Raw genomic sequence first — 15,409 nt, forward strand, 5'->3', positions numbered from 1 at the left:
TTGCCGGCCTGTTGATACTCTGCGGGCCAGTTTTTGCTGAACAATACGACTCACCGGAGCAGCAGTTGCACGCGGCTCAACAATTAAGAACCTCTAATCCAGTTTTGGCTGAGCAGTTGGTCAGTGATTTAGACAGCAAGCTGGCTTTCCTGTCAGCACAACAACAACATCACCTGCTTTATTTGAAAGCATATTTAAAGGCGATTAAAGGCCAGTTGGATGAGGCGGTTGACTTAATGCTTCCTCTGACGTCCAGCCCGTTTCCGGCAGAACGAATTCGCGCAAATCTGTTATTGGCCAATATTCAGGAAACACTTAAAGACTATGAAGCGGCTTATGGCTATTTGTTTAACAGCTTACAGCTGGTTGGTCGGATAGATGATCAGGAACTGCTGACCAATATCTACACTGTGGCTGTGCAGCTGCATGTCAGCGCAGGAGCTTATCAGAGAGCGGCTCAGTTTGTGGATAATCTGCAGCGGTATGCTGTAGACAGCCGGCAAAAATGTATTGCTCAAGTGTTGAACATCCATGTTCAGCTAAAGCTGGGCGACTTTAAAGACCTGGCGATAGAGGAAAAGGCCAGAACTGCGTGCCAAAACGCCAACGAACGCCTGATGTCTGCAAGCCTGGCTCTTTATCTGTCGGAGCATAGGCTAAAGACAGGACAGTCTTCGTCGCCTGTTGAATTGACTGCTTTGCTGAGCGAACTTGAACACATTGGGTTTCCTCCTGCAATTTTGCAGGCACGATTTTTGTTAGCTCAAGTTCACATTCAACAAAACCGACCTTTGGATGCTGAGCAGCTTTTGCTCATGGTCCAACAACAGGCGCATCAGTTGAAAGACCTGGACATTGGCAATAAATCGTTGTTATTACTGGCGAAACTTTATCAGAGTGAAGGTAAGGTAGCACAATCGCTGATGGCGTATCAGGAGTACAGCCAAGTGCAACAGGCTTATTTTGATGACTACAAAGCCAGAAATATTGCGTATCACCAGGCACAAACCAATTTGCTGGAAAGCGAAAACACACTGGCGCTGCTGAAGAATCAAAATGAGTTGTTACGGCTGGAACGCGAAGTGCAAACCAATGAAAAATTAGTGGCTATTTTTGCCGGTATGGCGTTGGTGACCCTATTGCTTTTAGCCTTGTATGTGGTCAATGGTAAACGTCGGGCTTTACATCGTCTGGCCACCACAGACTATCTGACTCACTTGTTAAACCGGCGGCATTTTACCGAGCAGGTGACTTCTCAGCTGCACAACAGGCGTCAGGCGGAACAGCAAAGCCTGATTATGCTGGATATTGACCACTTCAAACAGCTGAATGACCAGTATGGCCACGCCAGCGGTGATTATGTGTTGCGTCAGGTTGCCAAACTCTGTCAGTCGGTGCTACGAAAACAGGATGTAATAGCCCGGATGGGCGGTGAAGAGTTTGCTGTCTTTTTGCCCGGCTGTGACCTTGACCATGCGTTAAAGCTGGCCGAAGCCTGCCGTTGTCATATTGCCGGGCGCAAGTTCAGCCTGAAAGGGGACAAGGTGCAGGTCACTGCCAGTTTTGGTGTGGCGGCTGCTGTGCCGGGCCAAAGTTTTGACCAGTTGCTGCAGCAGGCGGATGAGGCTTTATATATGGCCAAGGCTGCAGGCCGTAACAGCTGTCAGAGTTTTGCGATGGAACCCGGCTATGAAATCTGAAGGCCAGCTGTTTTGTATTGGCCTGGGTATTATGCTTGGCAGCCAGCTCACTGAGCTGGCACGGGCCAGATTGGCCGCGGCAGATCTGGTGTTTTTCCATAGCAACAGCCATTACCTGGCCGGTTTTCTGCAGAAAATTAATCCGAATCTGGTCGATTTACAGCCCTTTTACCAGCCCGGTCAATCCAGGCTCGTCAGCTATGAGGCCATGATGGCGGCAGTGATGGCGGCTGTGCAACAAGGCAAACAGGTGGTCTGGGCCTGTTATGGTCACCCAGGGGTGGCCAGCTGGCCGCCGCATGAGGTGATCCGGCGTTTAACGGCTTTGGGTTATCAGGCCAAAATGGAGGCTGGTATTTCAGCCGACGCCTGCCTCTATGCTGATTTGGGCATTGATCCTATGGCGCAGGGCAGCGCTCAGTTTGAAGCCAGTCAGTTTTTGTTTTACCGCCGTGATATCGACACCTCGGCTTACCTGATTTTATGGCAGGTGGCGATAGCGGGAGATTTCAGCTTAAAACGGCTGGAGCAAAACCAGGCGGGCACACAGGCGTTGCAACAACGGCTGTTGCAGCTGTACCCGGCCGATCATCCAGTGCTGTTGTACGAAGCGGCCGACTTACCTATCTGGCAACCCCGAATTGAATCAATTTTGCTGCAGGATTTAGACCAAGCCCAACTCAACCAGATCACCACTCTGGTAGTGCCGCCGGCCCGACCCAAAACCCCGGACTGGCAGATGCTGGATTTGCTTGGCGTTCCTGCTGACCATCCGTTGCGTCAGCTTTGACGCTCAGGCCCAGGCTGGCAGCTCAGCGCACTTTCCCTTAAAGTGGGGCTATCTGCTGTTTGCCGGACCACTTCATGTTGAGACGTTACTGCCTGCTGTTGTTTTTCAGTGTGCCGTTGTGGGCGCAGCCCGGTCTGGATGCCGGTCGGTTAACCCCACTGGATAGCCTGATGCAACAGGCTGTTGCTGCCGGACAGACGCCTGGTGCCGTACTGCTGGTAGGGCAAGGCGAGCAGGTGCTGTATCACAAAGCTTTTGGCCGTTTCAGTACCGCAGCAAGCGCAGAAGTGCAGCCAGACACCTTGTATGACTGGGCCTCTTTAACCAAGCCTTTTACCGCAACCCTTATTCTGCGGCTGCAGGAGCTTGGCAAGCTGAGCCTGAGTGACGCCATAGGCCAGTATCTGCCAGAACTGACGGAGCCCACCGTGCAAGCCATTTCTATCCGGGATTTACTGACCCATAGCTCAGGTTTACCGGCAAGTTTTGATCTGCAGACCCACTGGACAGGCTCACAAGGGCTGGCAACACAGCTGGCGGCTTTGCGGTTAACTCAGGCGCCGGGCCAGTTTGTGTATTCTGATATTGGCTTTGTGTTGCTGGGATTGATTGCCGAACGGGCCGGTGCGTTACCTCTGGCTGAACTGATGCAGCAGTGGGTGTTCGCACCATTAAAGATGCAAGAGACCGCGTACCAGCGGCTGTGTCAGCCCTGGTGCCCACCTGCTGAAAAACGGCTGAAGCGTACCGCACCTACAGCGCTGCGCAGCAGCCATCCGGCTTATCAGTGGTTGCCTGCCGAAGTGCAACAACTGCAGGGCATAGTGCATGATCCGACAGCGCAGCGGCTGGCCGGGGTTGCTGGCCATGCCGGCTTGTTTGGCACAGCGGCCGATCTGGCGCTTTGGCTGCAAATGCTGCAACAGGGGCTGCAAGGCCAATCGACAGCGGTCTTGTCGCCCGCCAGTGCGCAGCTGATGGTGAGCCCTTATTGGTTACCCAGTAAAAGCGGCCCGCAGGCCCGCGGCTTGGGGCTGGATATGCATTCGGCTTATTCGTCAGCGCGGGGTGAGCTGTTTCCGCCCGGTTCTGTTGGCCATACCGGCTATACAGGCACCAGCTTCTGGCTCGACCCGCAAAGTGGCACTTACCTGGTACTGCTGACGAACAGAACTTACCCTGATGATAGCGCCACTATCCGCCGGCTGCGTTCACAACTGGCCACTGTGGTCGCCGCAGCGGTCACGGGGATGAACTGGCAGCAACGCCGTCAGTCTGACGCTTGGTTTCAGGCGTCCCGGCCGGTTGAGCCACCATCGCGGCGTGGGCTATAGTAAAACCAGCCAAAACAACAGGATAGACTTATGAAAACCGGAGCACAGCTGGCTGCCGAAGCCAAAGCAAAAATTCAGGAACTGTCGGTCGAACAACTGGCCGCTTTGGTAAAAACCACCGACCCCAGAGTCATTGATGTACGGGAACCTGCTGAGTTTGCCGCAGGCCATATTCCCAATGCCGTCAGCATGCCCCGTGGTGTGCTGGAAATGCAGCTGCACAGCCACCCGGCGGTGGCCACAGAAAAAGATGCGGTGCAGGCGCTGACCGAACTGGCCAAACAACCTTTGTATCTGATTTGCCGCTCAGGCGCCCGTTCGGCGCTGGCGGCTGAGTCGTTACACCGCATGGGCTTTCACGAGGTGTATTCGATTGCCGGTGGCATGTCGGCCTGGCAGGACGCTGGTCTGCCGGTACGCCAGAGCGGACAGAGTTAGACTTTAGTCTTGGTATCAGAGCCAGTGTTTGACACCCGCTGTAGAAAAGTAAAACACTGGTTTTTCTATAATTAGAAAAAGACTGCGGGGTAGACATGAACACAAAGTCAGTGCTGGTGTTATTGGCTTTTTTAGCCGGGCAACTGCTCTGGTGGTGGTTGCACTGGCCGGTCTGGTTACTGGCAGTACTGACCACTGCTGTTTTGGCCCCTCTGTTGCTTAACCGCCTGAAACCTGACTCCGGGGCGCCGGTTCTGGCTACTCCGTCTTTTAGCGACAAAGCCGATGCCATTACCGCCGCCACCTCAAAAATGGCGATTGGTTCGGCCGAAGTGTCGTTTTATATCGATGGCCTGATCAAAGATATTCAGGGCAGTAATGACGATACCAGCCGGATCAGTGAAGCCACGGCACAGCTGGCTGACAGCAGTGCCCGCCTGACCGACAACCTGCAACAGATCAGCCGTAGCCTGAGCCATACGGCTGACGCCTGTGAACAGGCTGATGTCAGTTTGCAGCAAGGGGTTTCCACCATCAGTGAACTGACACAGGCAGTGGGCCATGCTGCCACTGAACTGGAGCGGCTGAAAAGCAGTGCCGACAGCATTCAGCGTATTACTGAGGTGATTACCGGTGTGGCCAACCAGACCAACTTATTGGCGCTGAATGCGGCTATTGAGGCGGCAAGGGCGGGGGAACAGGGCAGAGGCTTTGCCGTGGTGGCCGACGAAGTGCGGGCTCTGGCTGGCAAAACCTCCGAAGCGACCGCCGATATTGCCGCCATGCTGGCCGATATCCGTCAACAGACAGAGCAGAATGCGCTGCTGATGCAGAAACTGGTCAGCTTAAGTGGCTCAGTGCAGCAGCAACTGGGGTCTGTTGCTGCCGGCTTCAGCGGCATTAATGATGAAGTCAGCCAGGTGTCTGCATCCTTGCAACAGATAGAACAGGTCAGCACCGGCCTTGAACAGAACAGCACGCAGATTGATCAGGCCATGCAGGCTATCCATCAGTCCTTGTCGGCCGTTGAACAAAAAGGTAAAACAGTCGCTGCGCAAGCCATAGATTTATCGGTGGAAACCGAATCGATTTACCGCGAACTCAGCACTGTATCCAGCCACAGTTTTTATGCGCCTATTTTGCAGGAAGCCGAACAGGCAGCCGCCAGTATTGTTGCTGTGTTTGAGCAGGCGCTGCAGAGCGGTCAGTTGACGGAAAACCAGCTGTTCAGCGAGCACTATACCGAGATTGCCAATACCAATCCGCCGAAATACCACACGCCTTATGACAGCTTTACCGATCAGCAGTTACCCGCTATTCAGGAGCCAATTTTAACGCGCCATGCGTCTGTGCTTTATGCCGGGGCTGTGGATAAAAAAGGTTATTTTCCGACTCACAATAAAAAATACAGCCAGCCGTTGACCGGTGATTATCAGAAAGACTTACTGCAAAACCGCACCAAACGTATTTTCAGCGACAGAACTGGCAGCCGGTGTGGCAGCAATACCGAATCGATGTTGTTACAGACGTATAAAAGGGATACAGGGGAGATTCTGCACGATCTGTCAGTACCAATCCGGGTGCGGGGCCGCCACTGGGGCGGCTTCCGTATTGGTTTTAAACGGCCCTGAGCGGGGCCGCGTTAAAAGGTGTAACGCAGCCCCAAGGCGGCTGAATTGTCGTCCTGGCTTTCGAAGTCCAACACAGAGACCATGGTGTAGACCGCCAGTTCTTTGCTGTAGCCATATTCCAGCCCGGCCGACCAGAGCCGGCCTTCTTCGGGATGACGGGTTTTACTGTCATCTTTTTGCCATTGCAGCTTGTAGGTAAACTGCTCCCGGTCAAAGGCCAGTTCAGCCAGTAGCGCATCGCCTTTTAATGGCCGGGTCTGGTGTTCACTGTGCTGGAACATCAGACCGCCGGACAACAGGCCGCCTGCCACTTCCGCCAGCTTGGCATGCACCAGCACCCGCTGAGCATCCAGGTTATTCAGCTCGTGAGCCTGACTGTACGCCACATAGTAGCTGTAGCTTTTAAAGCCAGGGTCGCCATAACTTAAGGTCCAGTCATAACCTCCGGATTCTTCGTCACTGACACCGGTTTGATAGGTGGCGGAAAACTGCAGGCCCGACAGCACAGGGCTGGTGTAAACCACGACATTTTCCAGCCGGTCCTGGCCTGGCGTCAGCTGCGCCATATCGTTCAGTGTTTCGTTAAACAGGTCAATTTTGCCCTCAGACTTTTTAAAGCGGGTGTCGTTTTTACCAAACACCAGTTCGCCCCAGCTTTTGCCGGCAAAGCCTACATAGGCGTTTCGCAGACCAAATTTGTCATCCCGGTTCGCCTGGTCCAGACCATTAAGCTGGTACTCAAATACGGCCACAAGGTTGAATTCGTCATTAAATGCCTGTTTGGCTTTGGCGCCAATGCGGCTTAATGGGGCTTCAATTTGCCAGCCTTCATCGGCGTAACGGTACAAGTCGTTTTCGGTGTACAGCCCTTGCAGATCAATTTTTCCATAGATATCCCAGTCGAAAGCAGCTGCCTGTCCACTGGCAGCCAAAGCAAAACCAACAGCAGTTAACTTCATGCGGAATAAGGTTGATTTCATAACTGTGCTCTGTAAGAGATAGTGGCTAAACCCTTCTATTGTGGCAGTATTTTTTCAGAACGCCAAAAAACATCTTTTCATATTTATCAGAATTATCATATTGCCGCGATGTACTTCCAGTGAACCGGGCTGAGAGTGATCACTGTATTCAACCAGGCGCCAGCCCAGGCAGTGCAGTCGATTGAGTCCAGCATCTTGAGGACCTCTGGCACTCTGGCCTTTGAACGAACAGACGCATACAGTGCGGGTCGTCCACCGCCGCCGGCGATAAGCCGGGACCTGGCATTGCAAAGCTCTGCCGGTGTGAATCAGACCAATAAAGTTTTTTGTGATAAGGTGCGCGGCATTACAAAAATAACGGGCGCGGACAGTGCACAGACGAGAATTTTTCAGCCAAAGTGCGGCCTGGCTAACGGCAACAGCAGGGTTGCAACTGGCAGGCTGCCAGCTCAAACCGGCCTTGCCTGAAGCGGCGGACTGGCAAGCCTTGCAGCGCAGTTTTCAAGGGCAATTGTTGTTCCCGGCCAATGCTTTATTCAGCCGCTTTGCCAAAGCGGCCAACTCGCGGTTTGACGCCATCCAACCAGCCCTGATCGCCAGGCCAAAGCTGGCTGCCGATGTGCAGCTGGTGCTGGTTTTTGCCCGGCAATTCCAGCTGCCGTTGGTTGGCCGTTGCGGTGGCCATAACTACGCAGGTTATTCCTGCACCCCAGGCATTTTGCTCGACGTTGCACTGATGGATCAGATTGAACTGCAAGGCGAAACGGCATGGGTTGGTGCGGGAGCCAAACTGGGCGACGTGTATTTTCAGCTCAGCCAGCAAGGCCGCTCTATTCCTGCGGGCAGTTGTGTTGGCGTTGGCATCAGTGGCCTGACGCTGGGCGGCGGTATGGGCATGGCTGACCGCAAATACGGCCTGACCTGCGATGCCTTGCTGGAAGCTGAACTGGTTACTGTGGACGGCGTGCTGTTGCGCTGCTCAGAGCAACAAAACCCCGAGTTATTCTGGGGCCTGCGCGGCGGTGGCGGTGGCCAGTTTGGTGTTGTTACCCGGCTTAAATTCCGTACTTTTCCTGTGGCGGAAGTGCTGAGCTGTCATGCCTATTTTCAGTTTGATCAGGCCTTGCCGGTACTGAACCTGTGGCAACACTGGAGCCGGCAACTGCCACGGGAACTCTGGTCGCAAGCCGCCTTTTGGTGGACAGAAGATCAACGCAAAGCCCCTGTGCTGCAAATCCGGGTCAGCAGTCTGGGAGCGACCAAAGAATTGCAGCAGCAATGGGCGACCTGGCTGCGGCGTTTGCCTGCACAGCCTTTTGAGCAGGACGTGGTATTGCATGATTACGCCGAATATATGCTCAGTGACTGCGCAGGCCTTGAAATGGGGCAGTGCAAATTGCCACATCAGTCGGATCAGGCGAGGTTGCGCCGGGTGGCGATGGCTGGCAGTTCCGACTTTTTTCGTGGCGCTATGCCAAAAGCCGGGCTGGATGCCCTGCTGGATGCGGTGCGGCAACGGCAGCAACAGGGCCACAGTGGCGGCATTCTGCTGACACTGATGGGGGGTGCTATTCGGGACCTGGCGCATGATGACACCGCCTTTGCCCACAGAGCCGCTGATTTTTGCGCCCAGTATCTGGTCAGCCGGCCCGTCGGTACCGAGGAAAAACAACTGCAGCAGGCCGATCTGTGGATGGGGCAGATGCGCCGCACTATGGCCCCCTGGAGCACAGGTGGTGCTTATCTGAACTACACGGACCCGCTCTTGTCGAACTGGCCACAGGCTTATTATGCGGACCACTACCCCAGGCTGCAGCGCCTGAAACGGCAGTATGACCCGGGCTCAGTGCTGCAATTTTCCCAGAGTATCAAGGAGGACTGAATGACGTTATGGCTGAATACGGTGCTGGCGACCGTGGTGGTTTCATCGGCACCGGTGGAACGCGACAGTACGGATTTTGTGGGAGACGGAGTATTTTACGCCACCATTGAAGGCCCGGCGATGGACCCGGCAGGCAACCTGTATGCGGTGAATTTGGGCTCGGAAGGCACTGTAGGTAAAGTCAGCCGCGACGGTAAAGCCCAGCTGTACCTGTCTCTGCCTCAAGGCAGCATTGGTAATGGCATACGTTTTGATGCCAAAGGCCAGATGTTTATTGCCGACTACACAGGCCATAACATCTGGCGTTACGACGGCAAACAGCTGAGGTTACACAGCCACGACCCCCGGATGTTTCAGCCCAATGACCTGACCATTGCCGACAACGGCGTTATTTTCGCGTCGGACCCCGATTGGGTTAACCGCCAGGGCCAGTTTTGGCGCATTGGCCTGAATGGTCAGGCCCAACTGATGGAAACCGGTATGGGCACCACCAATGGCATTGAAATCAGCCCGGATCAGACCCGGCTTTATATCAACGAAAGCGCGCAGCGCCGGGTTTGGGTCTATGACCTGGATAAGGAACTCAACCCAGGCAACAAACGTCTGCTGATTGAATTTGACGACTTTGGTCTGGATGGCATGCGCTGCGACCAAGAGGGGAACCTGCTGATCGCCCGCTATGGCAAAGGAACAGTCGCCAAAGTCAGCCCACAAGGCGAGCTGCTGCGCGAATACCGCCTGAAAGGTGAATTTCCCACCAATGTCACGTTTGACAGCCAGAACCCGGATGTACTTTATGTCACCCTGCAAAAGCGTGGTGCTGTGGAGCTTCTGTATTTAACTGATGGGGCAGCAAAATAAGCAGAAGCTTCTATTAATAACTTTACTAATATTGAAGGAAACCAACTGGCCGCTGGTTTCCTACATGCTGCATACTCTGTCAGTATGCAGAGGTCGAAGTCCATGTTCCTACTTTTGATGTAACAACTTTCTCACCCGCGACATCATCTATGCTGATCGAAGCATTATATTGATTAGAGCTGTATGAGGTAAAATACTGCCCTCCTTCGCGAATGTACTGCCCTGGCGGTGCTACGATGATGATCGGCCAACCATTATCAGTTTTTTTAGTATAGGTTGATGCAGTTTTTATTGTACTATCCAGTTTAAGAGTAATTCCATCTTGAGTTGTCGCAAACATATCTAGTTCACTGGCATAGGCTAAGCGATGCGGCAGATCATAATAGACAACCTGAGCATACAGACTGATAAAGCAGCTTTCATTGATTCCAGTATATAAAATTGCCGGGTTTAGGACACTTGGTGAGTATAGACAGTTAATGTATACATTATTTAATGGAATGCCCGCTACAGAAGATAATTTAAATGGGTAAAATATCTTCTTCTGAGGGCGGGAATCTGTGACAGAAAATTCATTAATAACAAAGTTTCCTAAAGATTTTAACTGCCCGCTACTTGTATATGCCGGAACTGGTGCATTTTGTAACCTGATATGCATACCAAAACCATAGTTGGCAGCTGAGGCGTTAACGTTACCGTCTTGGATGTTTACGTAATCTACAACTAAGCGAGGGCCGTGATCTAACCATTCAATATACATGGGGGTTTCGCCAGAACCAATAGACTTAAGTGAATTTACGTACACTATACCGTTGCCGTGGGTATAACTATTAAAGGCAAAGCTCACGCCGCTTCCTTCATCTAGTGCGGTACCTGTAATTCTGATGTCTAAATCCACGGCATAATTCTGTGCATTTGTGAAGGCATTAAAGAGTAATAAGCCGGTAGTTCGACCTCTTGAAACAGGAGAATCAATTACAACACCACTGCAGATGGGTTGGTTGTTGCCGCTTTCAAACTCAATGTCAATGCCAGCCCCAGGCCCTGTCCTGGGAGAACCTTCATTGACAGGCTGTAGTATGTTTATTTGTTGTCCTGAGACTAACGAAATCCCATTGCGGCCTGCATTGACTGATCTTGGAGCAGTAAGGGTAATGTTTGTTGCATGGTTTGTTTTTTCGCCCCAATATTCAAGGCCGATATAATAACCGTCTCCCCAAGAATCTATAGATAATGGTTTGAATAATTTTACATTTGAGCAGCACACAATATTAAAGTTGTTGCCACTTTCTCCTTGAGTTCCTAGGTGGGAAAATCTGTCGCCGTACACAGTGGGTTTATAAAGCGTTATATTCTGCGAACCATAGAAATTTAAAGGATAATACGTGCCACCACCTTGGGAGTCTGAAACCGGTAAAACTTTAAACGCTCCGGAACCTATCCATATTGCTTTGCAGTTACTTGGTATGTGAATGCCAACCCAGCGGCTTTCAGTTGCGCTATAGCTTCTTAGCTTTGGAGAAATCCAATACACTTTATCTATGACCAAGGTTGCTCCACTAGAAGCTGCGGCGTCAAAGGCTGCTTGCAACTGTGCGGACTGGTCATTTTGTGAGTCAGGTATTGCCCCAAACTGGCTCACATTGATTAGATTGTCGAAGAAACCTGACCCGCCGTTAAAAGCTGGATCTATCTCAATACCATTAATTGTTGTTGCAAAAGCTGGTACGGCTGGATTGAGTAAAGCGTAGCCAGAAGCCAAGCTTGCAACGGTTAATTTTGTAAATTGTCGCCGAGATATTTCAGACATAAAAACTCCTAGTTGATAAAAAATTACCAGACTAACCACCATTAAAATTGTTGGTTCAATTTATACTGAATGGTCATGAATTTTATTGTGTGAGTCGATTATAAGGTTAAATCAGTTTTATCTAATTGAATGTCAATGTGTTTATAATGACCTTTCCAAACAATGATTTATTTTTATACCTTAAGTGGGTATGGTTATCAACGAGTTTTCATAAGTTCATTAAGTGGATCTGCTGATTTTTTGTATTTATATGAGGGATGTTTTTGTGTTTTTCTATGTTTCATTTTGGGGTATTTATGGGTGCTTGTCTGAACTGCTGCGGGTTTTGCTGATACTGCTGGCGAAAGCGGGCACTGAAAGCAGAAGCAGAATTGTAACCACAGAGTCTGGCAATGCGCTGCACCGGCAGATCAGAAAATTGCAGCAGTTGCCGGGCCTGCTGCATCCGAAGCTTGGTCAGATAGTCCCCTGGGGTTTGCTGCAGTTGTTGGCGGAACAGCTGCTTAAACTGGCTCAGGCTCAGGTGGGCTTGATCAGCCAACAGGGCTAAATCGAGCGGTGCGCCCAGGTGTTGTTGCATATAAAGCATGGCGCGTTGCAGCCGTTGGTCCAGCCTGGGCTGCAACTGGTACTGGCATAACAGGTCCAGCAAGAGCTGACCCGCTTGGGGCAATAGCGGTGACGGCTCCAGCAGCAGTTGTTCCAACGTGGTCAGGTAACTGGTGATTGGTGCGGGCAGCATCATGGTCTGGCCAAAATAGGCGCGAAACTGTGGCGGCGCTTCGGCTAAATCCAGCACCAGAAAGCGGCTTAAATTCTGCGCCGCAAAGCCATGTTCAGTGCCTGGTGCAATAAACACCACTTCACCTGGGTGCAGCAGCACCATAGCTGTGGGCATGGCCAGTTTCAGTACCCCGGTCAACGGCAGTACCAATTGGGTAAATTCATGCTGATGGCTTTGCAGCTGCGGGCTGTACTGGCGGATGGATAAACTCAGCATTGGGAGGCTTCTGCTGTTGGAAACACTTTGTCATACCCCAGATTAAACAGGTAGGTATAGAGCGTAAAGGCAACAAACATCAACAGCTCACGCAGCAGCGCCTGTTGCCAGCTAAAACCCAGTAACCATAGAGTCAGAGGAATACTGATCAGCACACCAGCCAGCTCGTAACTCAGGCAATGCCAAATGCGGGCACGGCGGCTTTTATGCAGGCTGCCGGTCAGGCGCAGCAGGCAATAGTCGAAGGCTCTGGTATGGCTCAGGGTCAGCAAAAATACTGTCAGGGTGCTGAGCAGGGAAAAACCTGTGGCCAGGCCCAGACCAATCTGGGCCACAGCAACTGTGCACAAGGTGCGCAGGCCCACGGCACCCAGTTCATAACAGATGGCATGACGAAACCAGTCCAGATGAGAACGCATAAAACCTCACTACGAAAGGCATTCAGGCTACCACAGAAGGCTGTCGTCACAAGCTGTTGTTTTAGCGCCAAAAGCTGATTCTGAGCTCCACTGGTTTGGCTTGTTGTGCTGATGATTTTCTGTACAATGAAAGCCCTTTCATTATAAGCAGGAAGCAGAATATGCGTTGGATCTCCCTGTGGATGCTGGTGGTGGCCCCGCACTTAGCGGCGTCGGACTGGCAACAATTATTGGACCCGCAGCTGAGTCAGTGGGATACCTACCTGAGTTATCGCCATCAGCCTGGTTACCAGGGCGACATACCAAAAGATGCGCAAGGCCAGCCTATTGCCCCTATTGGGCTCAATACCGGCAATGACAGGTTCAAGGTATTTACCGTACAACAGCAGCAGGGCGAACCCGTGTTGCGGGTCAGTGGTGAAATTTATGGTGCGCTGACCAGCAAACAGCAGTACCGCAATTACCATCTGAGCCTGCAGTTTCGGTGGGGCGAACTGAAATGGCCGCCGCGCCTGCAGTTATTAAAAGACAGTGGCATTCTGTACCATGCGGTGGGTGAGCACGGTAAAGAGTACTGGCGCTCCTGGATGTTGTCGCAGGAGTTCCAGATTATGCAGGGCCATACGGGTGATTACTGGAGCCAGGCCAGTTCAGCAATAGATATCCGGGCCTTTTTACCAGAGTCGATCATGAACGCAGTGGCCGATGAGCGGCAGCCCTTTCTGGCTGTAGGGGCCGGTGAAAAAAACCAGGGCTTTGTGCTGCGTAAAGACAACCACGAGTTACCGGATGGGCAGTGGAATACGCTGGAGCTGATTTGTTTTGAAGGTCAAAGCCTGCACATCGTCAATGGTCAGGTGGTGATGGTGCTGCGTAACTCCAGGTATCGCGACGAGCAAGGTCAGGTACAGCCTTTGATGCAGGGGAAGCTTCAGTTGCAAAGTGAAGCGGCCGAAGTATTTTACCGGCGCATTCAGCTGAAGTCTCTGAGCCGTTTACCTGCCCAGTATCAGGCGCTGTTTTCAGAGGGGTAAACTCAGTGCACCTGATACTGGCGGCAGAAATAGTCAATGATTTTGTCCGGGTCTGGCCGCACAGGTAAATCGTACTTTTGTGCCAGACCAGAGGCCAGCTTTTGCAGGGTGACTTCCAGAGGTACACCGCTTGGGCGCTCCAACTGATGTTCACGAAAAAGGAAGTTCAGCGCCAGAGTCGCATAGGATTGCTGAGCAGAGGTTGAGACCAGTCTGAGTTCGTGCAGCCGTACTCCAAGGTCACGCATTCGTTGTAAGCGGCGATTTTCTGTCATGTTCAGGCGCTCTGTGCGGGAATATGACTTTATATCTGCGGTCTGGAGGAAAACTTGAGAGGCCGAAAAGGCCGCCATAAACTGCAAGGCAGCAGAGGGGAGGTCTTGGAGTCACCTATGCTCTGTGGCGGCTTTCAAAAACCCCGTCCGCTGGGAATGACTGCAGACGGGGGCAGGAAGAAAAACGTTACACGTCAATCAATCAGGCATAAACCCTGTCGAAAATATTCAAAAAGGTCGGCGTCTTTTCAATATGCACCGGCACATGCAGACGGCTGGCAATATCAGCGGCTGACATCAAACCCCGGATATGATGGGAGTCGGTGTCAATCACCAGACAGTATTGCTCACCGTGGCTCTGTAAGGTGTGCAGCACATCACCAATGCTGCAGTGTTGCAGTTGTTGGTAAGCCAGTGCCTTGACCTCACTGCGTGGCAACATTAAGTCTGCAACCGTCAGGTCTTTGCGGTTAATGCCTTTGCCCATGCGCTGCAGCACATTCTGAATAGACAGCTGCTCGAAGCTGATTAACCCAATCATTTCCTGATTCGCGTCGATCACCAGTTTCAGCTTGCTGTGTTCGTGTTTCATCATGTCTTCTGCTTCCACTGCACAGGTTTCGGCGTCGATCATCATCGGGCTGTTGTGTTTGAAATCTGTGACAAATTCCAGCGCCGCTGTGTCCAGGCTGGTGTCGGCGAATTCGGCAGGCTGCACTAAATGATCGGCAGTTTCTACGGCAAATAAATTTAACTTTCTCATGCTAACCTCGATAGGCTTTGTGCAGAGGCCACAAAACCTTAAAATTTAATTTAACAAATTCAAAACGTTGCTAATTAAACGAGGTGTGCAGGTGGTGCGCGGCTGGCGTACGGCCGGATCCGCTCGCTAAAAACAGGGCTTTCGGTTGACTGAGAGCGGGCAGCTGAACCAGACGGAAATTCAAAACTGCGCCACAAGGCTAAGGTTTTGTCCGGATCAGAAGAATTCTCTGTGCTGTCAGTGGCCTGATGAGAGGAGGAGGCGGGAGCGATCAGGGCATGCAGGCTGATTTTGTTGCTTTCGCGCACGTCTACCCAACTGCTTGATGCAGAATAGCCTGCTGAAGGGCTCAGCAAACTCAGGTAAAACAATGCAGCGATAAAACTCAGCAATCTCATTTTTCGCACCCGGAAATGACCAAAACTGCTTGGTCCTGACCTGACTATAGCAGCAGTGATTTTTTAAAAGCAACCGGAAAAATGAAAAAAATGA

Annotated in this window: 15 protein-coding genes; 8 read left to right on the forward strand and 7 right to left on the reverse strand. The window is 51.9% G+C overall.

The features are described from left to right. Window positions 1-65: 65 nt before the first annotated feature. The 5 genes from WKJ04_RS05585 to WKJ04_RS05605 all read left to right on the forward strand — a co-directional run bounded on the left by WKJ04_RS05585 (window position 66) and on the right by WKJ04_RS05605 (window position 5,893). Entirely contained in the window at window positions 66-1,700 is a 1,635-nt protein-coding gene (locus tag WKJ04_RS05585; protein WP_337879509.1) for a GGDEF domain-containing protein, read from the forward strand. After that, window positions 1,690-2,490, forward strand: a complete 801-nt coding sequence (locus tag WKJ04_RS05590; RefSeq protein WP_337879510.1) for an SAM-dependent methyltransferase — start codon at window positions 1,690-1,692, stop codon at window positions 2,488-2,490. Before WKJ04_RS05585 ends, WKJ04_RS05590 begins: the two co-directional genes overlap by 11 nt. 74 nt (window positions 2,491-2,564) lie before the next feature. Then, window positions 2,565-3,824 (forward strand): serine hydrolase domain-containing protein, encoded by a 1,260-nt coding sequence (locus WKJ04_RS05595; protein WP_337879511.1) that lies wholly within the window; start codon window positions 2,565-2,567, stop codon window positions 3,822-3,824. Window positions 3,825-3,854: 30 nt separating this feature from the next. Then, a complete protein-coding gene (locus WKJ04_RS05600) occupies window positions 3,855-4,262 on the forward strand; it encodes a rhodanese-like domain-containing protein (RefSeq protein WP_337879512.1) in 408 nt (135 codons plus the stop codon). A gap of 95 nt (window positions 4,263-4,357) precedes the next feature. Then, window positions 4,358-5,893, forward strand: coding sequence for a methyl-accepting chemotaxis protein (locus tag WKJ04_RS05605; RefSeq protein WP_337879513.1), 1,536 nt, complete (start codon window positions 4,358-4,360; stop codon window positions 5,891-5,893). A gap of 11 nt (window positions 5,894-5,904) precedes the next feature. On the opposite strand, the gene WKJ04_RS05610 is transcribed toward WKJ04_RS05605, so the two are convergent. Further along, entirely contained in the window at window positions 5,905-6,873 is a 969-nt protein-coding gene (locus WKJ04_RS05610; RefSeq protein WP_337879514.1) for a porin, read from the reverse strand. Window positions 6,874-7,243: 370 nt separating this feature from the next. Here WKJ04_RS05610 and WKJ04_RS05615 point away from each other — a divergent pair, with 370 nt between their 5' ends. Together WKJ04_RS05615 and WKJ04_RS05620 are read left to right on the forward strand one after the other, a co-directional pair. Beyond that, on the forward strand, window positions 7,244-8,755 hold the full coding sequence (locus WKJ04_RS05615; RefSeq protein WP_337879515.1) for an FAD-binding oxidoreductase: 1,512 nt from the start codon (window positions 7,244-7,246) through the stop codon (window positions 8,753-8,755). Then, entirely contained in the window at window positions 8,756-9,616 is an 861-nt protein-coding gene (locus WKJ04_RS05620; protein WP_337879516.1) for an SMP-30/gluconolactonase/LRE family protein, read from the forward strand. It abuts the gene before it with no gap. Window positions 9,617-9,695: 79 nt separating this feature from the next. Here WKJ04_RS05620 and WKJ04_RS05625 read toward each other — a convergent pair whose 3' ends face one another. The 3 genes from WKJ04_RS05625 to WKJ04_RS05635 all read right to left on the reverse strand — a co-directional run bounded on the left by WKJ04_RS05625 (window position 9,696) and on the right by WKJ04_RS05635 (window position 12,845). Continuing rightward, window positions 9,696-11,426, reverse strand: a complete 1,731-nt coding sequence (locus tag WKJ04_RS05625; protein WP_337879517.1) for a hypothetical protein — start codon at window positions 11,424-11,426, stop codon at window positions 9,696-9,698. A 280-nt stretch (window positions 11,427-11,706) separates the two neighbouring features. Beyond that, on the reverse strand, window positions 11,707-12,426 hold the full coding sequence (locus WKJ04_RS05630) for an AraC family transcriptional regulator (RefSeq protein WP_337879518.1): 720 nt from the start codon (window positions 12,424-12,426) through the stop codon (window positions 11,707-11,709). After that, window positions 12,420-12,845: a chlorhexidine efflux transporter gene (locus WKJ04_RS05635; RefSeq protein WP_337879519.1), complete on the reverse strand. Its 426-nt coding sequence runs from the start codon at window positions 12,843-12,845 to the stop codon at window positions 12,420-12,422. The genes WKJ04_RS05630 and WKJ04_RS05635 overlap by 7 nt, the downstream gene beginning before the upstream one ends. Window positions 12,846-13,006: 161 nt before the next feature. On the opposite strand from WKJ04_RS05635, the gene WKJ04_RS05640 reads away from it, so the two are divergent. Then, entirely contained in the window at window positions 13,007-13,879 is an 873-nt protein-coding gene (locus WKJ04_RS05640; RefSeq protein ID WP_337879520.1) for a DUF1080 domain-containing protein, read from the forward strand. Between the two features lie 2 nt (window positions 13,880-13,881). On the opposite strand, the gene WKJ04_RS05645 is transcribed toward WKJ04_RS05640, so the two are convergent. From WKJ04_RS05645 to WKJ04_RS05655, 3 genes are all read right to left on the reverse strand, one after another. Beyond that, on the reverse strand, window positions 13,882-14,154 hold the full coding sequence (locus WKJ04_RS05645; RefSeq protein WP_337879521.1) for a hypothetical protein: 273 nt from the start codon (window positions 14,152-14,154) through the stop codon (window positions 13,882-13,884). Between the two features lie 202 nt (window positions 14,155-14,356). After that, on the reverse strand, window positions 14,357-14,917 hold the full coding sequence (locus tag WKJ04_RS05650; RefSeq protein ID WP_337879522.1) for a histidine kinase: 561 nt from the start codon (window positions 14,915-14,917) through the stop codon (window positions 14,357-14,359). Window positions 14,918-14,991: 74 nt separating this feature from the next. Then, entirely contained in the window at window positions 14,992-15,315 is a 324-nt protein-coding gene (locus WKJ04_RS05655; protein WP_337879523.1) for a hypothetical protein, read from the reverse strand. Window positions 15,316-15,409 lie beyond the last annotated feature (94 nt).

This window comes from Rheinheimera sp. (genome assembly GCF_037442345.1).
In the GTDB taxonomy this organism is placed as follows: domain Bacteria; phylum Pseudomonadota; class Gammaproteobacteria; order Enterobacterales; family Alteromonadaceae; genus Pararheinheimera.

Coding starts and splice junctions, on each gene's coding strand:
- WKJ04_RS05620 (WP_337879516.1), top strand. CDS start 8,756: ATGACGTTATGGCTGAATACGGTGCTGGCGACCGTGGTGGTTTCATCG.
- WKJ04_RS05630 (WP_337879518.1), bottom strand. CDS start 12,426: ATGCTGAGTTTATCCATCCGCCAGTACAGCCCGCAGCTGCAAAGCCAT.
- WKJ04_RS05610 (WP_337879514.1), bottom strand. CDS start 6,873: ATGAAATCAACCTTATTCCGCATGAAGTTAACTGCTGTTGGTTTTGCT.
- WKJ04_RS05650 (WP_337879522.1), bottom strand. CDS start 14,917: ATGAGAAAGTTAAATTTATTTGCCGTAGAAACTGCCGATCATTTAGTG.
- WKJ04_RS05605 (WP_337879513.1), top strand. CDS start 4,358: ATGAACACAAAGTCAGTGCTGGTGTTATTGGCTTTTTTAGCCGGGCAA.
- WKJ04_RS05645 (WP_337879521.1), bottom strand. CDS start 14,154: ATGACAGAAAATCGCCGCTTACAACGAATGCGTGACCTTGGAGTACGG.
- WKJ04_RS05625 (WP_337879517.1), bottom strand. CDS start 11,426: ATGTCTGAAATATCTCGGCGACAATTTACAAAATTAACCGTTGCAAGC.
- WKJ04_RS05640 (WP_337879520.1), top strand. CDS start 13,007: ATGCGTTGGATCTCCCTGTGGATGCTGGTGGTGGCCCCGCACTTAGCG.
- WKJ04_RS05635 (WP_337879519.1), bottom strand. CDS start 12,845: ATGCGTTCTCATCTGGACTGGTTTCGTCATGCCATCTGTTATGAACTG.
- WKJ04_RS05600 (WP_337879512.1), top strand. CDS start 3,855: ATGAAAACCGGAGCACAGCTGGCTGCCGAAGCCAAAGCAAAAATTCAG.
- WKJ04_RS05655 (WP_337879523.1), bottom strand. CDS start 15,315: ATGAGATTGCTGAGTTTTATCGCTGCATTGTTTTACCTGAGTTTGCTG.
- WKJ04_RS05595 (WP_337879511.1), top strand. CDS start 2,565: ATGTTGAGACGTTACTGCCTGCTGTTGTTTTTCAGTGTGCCGTTGTGG.
- WKJ04_RS05590 (WP_337879510.1), top strand. CDS start 1,690: ATGAAATCTGAAGGCCAGCTGTTTTGTATTGGCCTGGGTATTATGCTT.